The sequence below is a fragment of the Mesorhizobium sp. M2A.F.Ca.ET.039.01.1.1 genome (assembly GCF_003998035.1).
In the GTDB taxonomy this organism is placed as follows: Bacteria; Pseudomonadota; Alphaproteobacteria; order Rhizobiales; family Rhizobiaceae; genus Mesorhizobium.
On the sequence record NZ_RZRY01000339.1, the window covers coordinates 1 to 6,839 of the forward strand.

5 protein-coding genes and 1 pseudogene are annotated in these 6,839 nt (G+C 63.5%); all 6 read left to right on the forward strand.

Annotation, left to right across the window (positions count from 1 at the left end):
- Window positions 1-171, forward strand: a pseudogene (locus EOA24_RS43215) (ABC transporter permease); the annotation flags it as partial.
- 87 nt (window positions 172-258) lie between these two features.
- Window positions 259-1,284, forward strand: a complete 1,026-nt coding sequence (locus EOA24_RS22855; protein WP_042647576.1) for a sugar ABC transporter substrate-binding protein — start codon at window positions 259-261, stop codon at window positions 1,282-1,284.
- Window positions 1,285-1,363: 79 nt separating this feature from the next.
- Window positions 1,364-3,487, forward strand: a complete 2,124-nt coding sequence (locus EOA24_RS22860) for an SMP-30/gluconolactonase/LRE family protein (protein ID WP_127410092.1) — start codon at window positions 1,364-1,366, stop codon at window positions 3,485-3,487.
- Complete coding sequence (locus tag EOA24_RS22865) at window positions 3,484-4,533, forward strand: hypothetical protein (protein WP_126081898.1); 1,050 nt, start codon at window positions 3,484-3,486, stop codon at window positions 4,531-4,533. Before EOA24_RS22860 ends, EOA24_RS22865 begins: the two co-directional genes overlap by 4 nt.
- Window positions 4,533-6,029, forward strand: coding sequence for a sugar ABC transporter ATP-binding protein (locus EOA24_RS22870; protein ID WP_126081899.1), 1,497 nt, complete (start codon window positions 4,533-4,535; stop codon window positions 6,027-6,029). Before EOA24_RS22865 ends, EOA24_RS22870 begins: the two co-directional genes overlap by 1 nt.
- 256 nt (window positions 6,030-6,285) lie before the next feature.
- Complete coding sequence (locus tag EOA24_RS22875; protein ID WP_126081900.1) at window positions 6,286-6,693, forward strand: carboxymuconolactone decarboxylase family protein; 408 nt, start codon at window positions 6,286-6,288, stop codon at window positions 6,691-6,693.
- The last annotated feature ends 146 nt before the right edge of the window (window positions 6,694-6,839 follow it).

The window sequence follows — 6,839 nt, forward strand, 5'->3', positions numbered from 1 at the left end:
GTGCTGGTGGGGGCGGCGCTGATCGGCATCCTGCTCAACGCCATGACCATCATCGACATTCCGCTGCTCTACCAGAACCTGATCAAGGCGGCGATCCTGCTCGGAGCCATCATCGTCGACGGCATCATCAACCCGCGCGACGAGCAGACCGCGCAACAGGGCGATATTTAGAGCAGATGGGCCAGCCCATCCTGCTCTGGGGTACCCGGAGCGATCGTGACGATCGCCCGGCAATGAAAACCGAACCAGAGGTGTGACATGAGACTACTTAGAACATTGATGGCCGCCGCCACGGCGCTCGCCGTTACCGCCTTCGCGGCGCCGAGCTTCGCCGCCGACGATCCAGGTCCCGCCGCCTATGCCAAGGCGCTCAACGGCAAGCGCGTCATGCTGGTGCCGCTGGCGATGGGTTTCGACCTGGCGCAAGGCTGGGCGCATTACCTGAAGAAGGAAGTCGAGGCCTGGGGTGGCACCTTCGAGACCCGCGATCCGAACTGGGTGGTCGATGCCGGCGCGCAGGCGATCACCGACGCCATCGCTTCCGACACAAGGCCGGATGTTCTGATCATCCACGCGCCGGACCTCAACTCCTATTCGAAGCTGATGAAGAAGGCGCAGGCCGCCGGCACCTATGTGATCCTGGTCGACAATCCGGCCAACTTCCCGGCCGATGCCTTCGTCGGCAGCGACTGGGACAAGCTCGGCCAGCTCGAAGCGGAAGCGGCCATCAAGGGCTGCGGCGAGAATTCGTCCAAGAAGATCGGTCTTGTGCAGGGCGACCAGGCGAACTCGTCCAGCCTCTACCAGTATGCCGGCATCATGAAGGTGCTGGAGAAGCATCCCGACTTCCAGGTCGTCGCCAAGCCGGATTCCAATTGGGACGCGACCACCTCGCGCAACGTGACGACGACGATGCTGCAGCAGCACCCCGACATCTGCTCGATCATCGACTTCTGGGACGGCGACGCCACCGGCGCCTCGGCTGCGATCCGCGACGCCAAGCTCGACGGCAAGGTGTTCCTGGTCACCACCGGCGGCGGCGAGAAGGCAGCCGATTGCGACAAGCTGAACGACGGCACCTATGGCGCCGTGGTGATGACCGATCTTGCCCGCCAGTCGGGCGACATGAACGCCATCATCAAGTTCCTGCTGCAGAGCGGCCAGCCGGCCGGCACCTCGCACACCTATATCTACACGCTAGAGAAGGCGACGACCAAGGCGGATCTCAAGCCCGACAGCTGTTGGGACCTGAAGGCGCTGCAGGCCGAAGCCGCGGCGAAATAAGGCGCGCCGCCCGAACGCATCCACGAGGTGGTCGGATCGTTCCGGCCACCTCTTTTCCCGTTGATGACAGCAGCCGCCGATGACTTTTCGTGAACGCCTCCAGGCCTGGCGCTACAATCTCGTGCCCGACCATCTGGTCGGGGAGATCCTGACCAAGCGCTGGACCGACAACGCCATACCTTTCCTGGCGCTGGTGGCGACGCTCGGCGTGTTCGGCTCGATCATTCCGGGTTTCTTCAAGCTCACTTCGCTGCAGGAATCGACGCGCCAGCTCGGCGAGTTCTCGTTGGTGGTCATCGGCATGACGGTGGTGATGCTGGGCGGCGGCATCGACCTCTCGGTCGGCTCGATCTTCGCGCTGTCCTGCTTTTCCGCCGTCTATGTCTTCTTCATCCTCGAGCAGTCGATCTGGCTGGCCCTGGCCGCGGCGCTCGCCACCGGGCTCATCTTCGGCGCCATCAACGGCTACCTCGTAGGGTATCTCAGGCTGCGCGCCTTTCTCACCACGCTGGTCACCTTCATCTTCGGGCGGGCGCTGTTCGACATATTGGTCAGCACCTATGCCGCCGATGTGCAGCTTTCCCAGGCCTCGTCCGACGTGCTCGATTTCATCGGCGACGGGACATTCTGGGGCCTGTCGATTTCGGTCTGGCTGGCCGTCATCCTCGCCATCGTCACGCATATCGCGCTGACGCGCTCGCGGCCGGGTTGGCACGTGCTGGCGGTGGGCGGCTCGCGGCGCTCGGCGCACAATGCCGGCATCCGCGTGCGCCGCACCGTCTTCATGACCTATGTCTTTTCCGGCTTCTGCTCATCGATCGGCGGGTTCCTCATCGCCTGCCGTCTGAGCGGGGCGGGCCCGGGCACCGGCCTCAACCTGGAAATCATGGCGCTGACGGCGGCGGTGGTCGGGGGCGTAAGCCTCGGCGGCGGGCGAGGCTCTGTGGTCAAGGGCCTGATGGGCGCCATCATCGTGCTCACCATGACCAACGGCCTGATCCGGCTCGGCTACGGCACCGGCACCAACCAGATGGTGCTCGGCATCCTGCTCGCGGTCGCCGTCACCATCGACATCCGCTGGCTGAAGAACCGACACAAGGTGCTGAACGAGGTCTATGTCGCGCCGGTCTATCTCAAGATGGGCGAGACGCAATCGGCCGCGCCCGGCTCCGGCACGCCCTACGAGCTCGACAACCGGCTGTCGGCAGCGGACCATATCGGGCTCGGCGAGCTGGAGGGACCGGAAGATGTTATCCTCGATCGTGACGACCATCTCTATTGCGGCACACGCCACGGCGAGATCGTTCGCTTCTTCGCGCCGGACTATGTGAAGTCGGAAGTGTTTGCCCATATCGGCGGCTTTCCGCTGGGCCTTGCTTTCGACAAGCAAGGCAATCTGATCAGCTGCGTCGGCGCCATGGGGCTCTATTCGGTCTCGCCGGAGCGCGAGGTGAAGCGCCTTTCGGCCGAAACGTCGCGCTCCTGGACCTCGATCGTCGATGATGCGCGCCTGCGCGACCCGAACGACTGCGACATCGCGCCGGACGGCCGCATCTATTTCACGGATTCCACCAAGCGCTATGACGCGCATGACTGGGCGCTGGACTCGATCGAGAACCGCGCCACCGGACGCCTGCTGGTCTATGATCCGAAGGACGGCTCGACGAAGACGCTGCTCGACGGTTATCGCTACACCAACGGGGTCTGCATGGCGCATGACGGCAAGTCGCTGTTCTTCGCCGAAAGCTGGGCCTGCCGCGTGCATCGCTACTGGCTGGAAGGGCCGAAGGCCGGCACCGCCGAATGCGTCATCCGCGACATGCCAGGCTATCCCGATAACATCAATCGCGCGTCGGACGGCAATTACTGGATGGCCTGGCTCGGCATGCGCACGCCGAGCTTCGACCTGTCGCTACGCCACCCAGATATGCGCCAGCGCATGACGCGGCGCCTGCCGCAGGACGAATGGCTGTTTCCCAACATCAACACCGGCGGCGTGGTGAAGTTCAACGAGAAGGGCGGCATCGTTGAGACGCTCGGCGATCTTTCCGGCAACGCGCATCCGATGGTGACGTCGATGCGCGAGCACAAGGGCTATCTGTTCGTCGGCGGCATCCTCAACAACCGCATTGGCCGCTACAAGATTTCGGGCGCCGACCCGAACTGGACCAGCCCCGCTTCCTATTGGGGAGCAAGACCATGATCCTCGATCCGATCCTGGATGTCTTTCGCGGCAGGGCGGTCACCATTCCGCCACTCGACGGCGCCTTCCGCCCCAACACGCGGCTGGATGACCTGCCTGCCTTCGCCGAATTGAGCGAGCCGGACAATCTGCTGTCGGCGGTCGGCCGGCTGCTCGTCTCCAGCGGCAATGCCGTCCTTGCGATCGCGGCCGGTGCCGAGGCTGTCGTGGTCGAGACATTTCAGTCGCCAGTCACCGCGCTGGCACTGTCGCCAGAGGGGGACCTGACTGCCGGATTGGAAAACGGCAAGCTGCTGATTGCCGGCAAGGAGGTTTCGCTGCCGGCCGAATTAAGGTGCATCACCGCGCTTGCCTATGCCGATGACGGCACGCTGTGGCTGGCCAATGGTTCGGCCCAGCACCTGCCTTCGCAATGGGCGGCCGACCTGATGAAGAAGGGCGCGTCCGGCTCGCTGTGGCGGCGCGGGGCAGGGGGCATCAGTTTCCAGAGGATCGCCGGTGACATCGCCTTTCCTTATGGGCTGCATCCGATCGGCGCCGACGTGCTGGTGAGCGAAAGCTGGCGTCACCAGCTTGTTCGCTTCGACGGATCGAACGGCAACCGCTCGACGGTGCTGACGCATCTGCCCGGCTATCCCGCGCGGCTTTCGCCGGCCGGCGATGGTGGCGCCTGGCTGACGCTGTTTGCGCCACGCAACCGGCTGATCGAATTCGTGCTGCAGGAAACGCATTATCGCCAGGACATGATCGATCAGGTGCCGCCGGCCTACTGGATCGCTCCCGCGCTCGCCTCCAGCCGCAGCTTCCTCGAGCCGCTGCAATGCGGCGGCATCCGCACCATGGGCATCCACAAGCCGTGGTCGCCCAGCCGCTCTTACGGGCTCGTCGTGAAGCTGGACCCGGCCCTGCAGCCGCAATTCAGCCTGCACAGCCGCGCCAATGGCACGCGCCACGGCGTCTGCAGCGTGGCCGAACGGGATGGCCGCCTGTACGTCGCCGCGAAAGGCGGCGATTGTGTGCTGGCGCTCGATACGGGAGGTTTCTGATGGAACCGATCATCCGACTGGAAAACGTCACCAAGACCTATCGCGGCGTGCCGGCGGTGAAGAATGTCAGCTTCGATCTGAGGAAGGGCGAGATCCACGCGCTGCTCGGCGAGAACGGCGCCGGCAAGTCGACGCTGACCAAGATCATCGCCGGCGTCGTCGACGCGACGTCGGGCAAGATGTTCCACAAGGGCGTCGAGACGGCGTATGCCTCGCCACACGCCGCACTGGAAGCCGGCATCGCCATGGTGTTCCAGGAGACCAGCCTGGTGCCGTCGATGACGGTGGCGCAGAACCTCTATCTCGGTACCGAGAAATTCCTCAACCGGCTGCGCGGCACCTATATCTCGGCGCAGCAATTCCTGCAGTCGCTGAATTTTCCGGTCGACCCCAATGCCATGGTGGCGACGCTTGGCGCTGCCAAGCGTCAGATGGTCGAGATCGCGCGCGCCGTCCACCACAATGCCGAGATCATCATATTCGACGAGCCCACGGCGACGCTGACGCCCGAGGAGAAGCGCCATTTCTTCGCGCTGATCCGGAGGCTGAAGGCGCGCGGTGTCTCTATCGTCTTCATCAGCCACGCGCTGGAAGAAGCGCTGATGATCGCCGACCGCATCACCATTTTGCGCGACGGCGAACTGGTGATCACCGACGACACCTCCGCCTTCGACCGCGACAGGATCGTCGCCGCCATGGTCGGGCGCTCGCTGACGGGCCAGATCTACCGCCAGCGCGACGAGACGAAATTGCGCAAGGCCGGCAAGAAGGTGCTCTCGGTGCAGGACATCTCGATGAGCAACATCGTGCGCAACAATTCCTTCTCGATCTTCGAGGGCCAGATCACCGGCGTGTTCGGGCTGATCGGCTCCGGCCGCACCGAGACTTTCAAGATCGTCTCAGGCATCTACAAGCGCGACTTTTTGCGCGGTGGCGCGATTGAATTGGACGACAGACCGGTACGCTACCTCGTGCCGAGCGAGGCGGTGGCCGACGGCATCGTCTATGTCACCGAGGACCGCAAGAGCGAAGGCATCTTCGAGACGATGGGCATTGCGGAGAACCTGTTCGGCGGCCTGCTCGCCGCCGGCCGCGAAAAGGCCTGGGTGATCAACCAGCAGGAGATGCGCCAGCTCTCGGCCGAATGGACCAAGACGCTCAACATCAAGGCGATCAACGACAATGCGCGCGTGGTCGAGCTCTCCGGCGGCAACCAGCAGAAAGTGGTGATCGGCAAGGGGCTGGTGCAGCAGCCGCGCATCGTCATCTTCGACGAGCCGACGCGCGGCGTCGACGTCGGCGCCATCGCAGAGATCCACCAGATCATCAACCGGCTGGCCGACGAAGGTCTCGCCGTCGTCGTCATCTCGTCCTACCTGCCGGAGATCATAAACCTGTCGGACCGCATCCTTGTCTGCCGCCAGGGCCGCATCGTGGAGGAGTTCTCTCCGGCGGAGGCTACGGAGGAGAAGATTATGTATGCGGCGGTGCACTAGGGTGTGCCGATATTCAGGTGAGGCCGGCCTGCAAATGGCGAGCTCCTCCGCTTCCGGTGCTCACGTACGAAAGTACGCTCCGCTCCGGTTCTCGGAGCCCACCATTTTCGACTCGGCCTGACCTGAATCTGGACACACCCCACCGGTGCCGCCTGCCACGCCGAAAGGCGCAAGTGCCAATCAAGTGAATGGACTATCGGAGGCTATTAAGCATCCGGATTCAATCCCAGCATCTAAAACTGAAAGGAAAACGCTCATGGCCACCACAAAGCTTTTTACCGACGCCGAGGTCGAAAAGATCCCGGCGGTGAAGGCCGTGTTCGACGATATCCGGGCGACGCGGAAATCCGATTTCGTCAACAATTTCTGGCGCGGGCTGGCCAATGATCCGGCGGCGCTGAAGCGGGTTTGGAAGCAGCTCAAGGCGGTGATGGTCGCCGACAGTGCCATCGATCCGCTGACAAAGGAAATGATCTATATCGCCGTCTCGACCGCCAATGGCTGTTCCTACTGCATCCATTCGCACACCGCCGCCGCGCGGGCCAAAGGCATGACCGACGTGCAGCATGGCGAGCTGGTGTCGATCATCGGGCTCGCCGGGCAGACTAACCATCTGGTGACGGCCATGCAGATACCGGTCGACCCGCAATTCGAGGTGAAGTGAGACGCCGACTTTCCCTTCTCCCCTTGTGCAGGGCTGTCCGGGGAAAGTTAGACATAGTCGAGGCTCATCTGATCGGGAGAGCAGCGGGGGTACCTTCGACTTGGATTGACGGGCGGCGGTTTGTCGATGGCGGCGATGTGGCGCCG

Excerpts from the sequence above, each read along its gene's own strand:
- EOA24_RS22855 (WP_042647576.1), top strand. The coding sequence starts at position 259 with ATGAGACTACTTAGAACATTGATGGCCGCCGCCACGGCGCTCGCCGTT.
- EOA24_RS22860 (WP_127410092.1), top strand. The coding sequence starts at position 1,364 with ATGACTTTTCGTGAACGCCTCCAGGCCTGGCGCTACAATCTCGTGCCC.
- EOA24_RS22865 (WP_126081898.1), top strand. The coding sequence starts at position 3,484 with ATGATCCTCGATCCGATCCTGGATGTCTTTCGCGGCAGGGCGGTCACC.
- EOA24_RS22870 (WP_126081899.1), top strand. The coding sequence starts at position 4,533 with ATGGAACCGATCATCCGACTGGAAAACGTCACCAAGACCTATCGCGGC.
- EOA24_RS22875 (WP_126081900.1), top strand. The coding sequence starts at position 6,286 with ATGGCCACCACAAAGCTTTTTACCGACGCCGAGGTCGAAAAGATCCCG.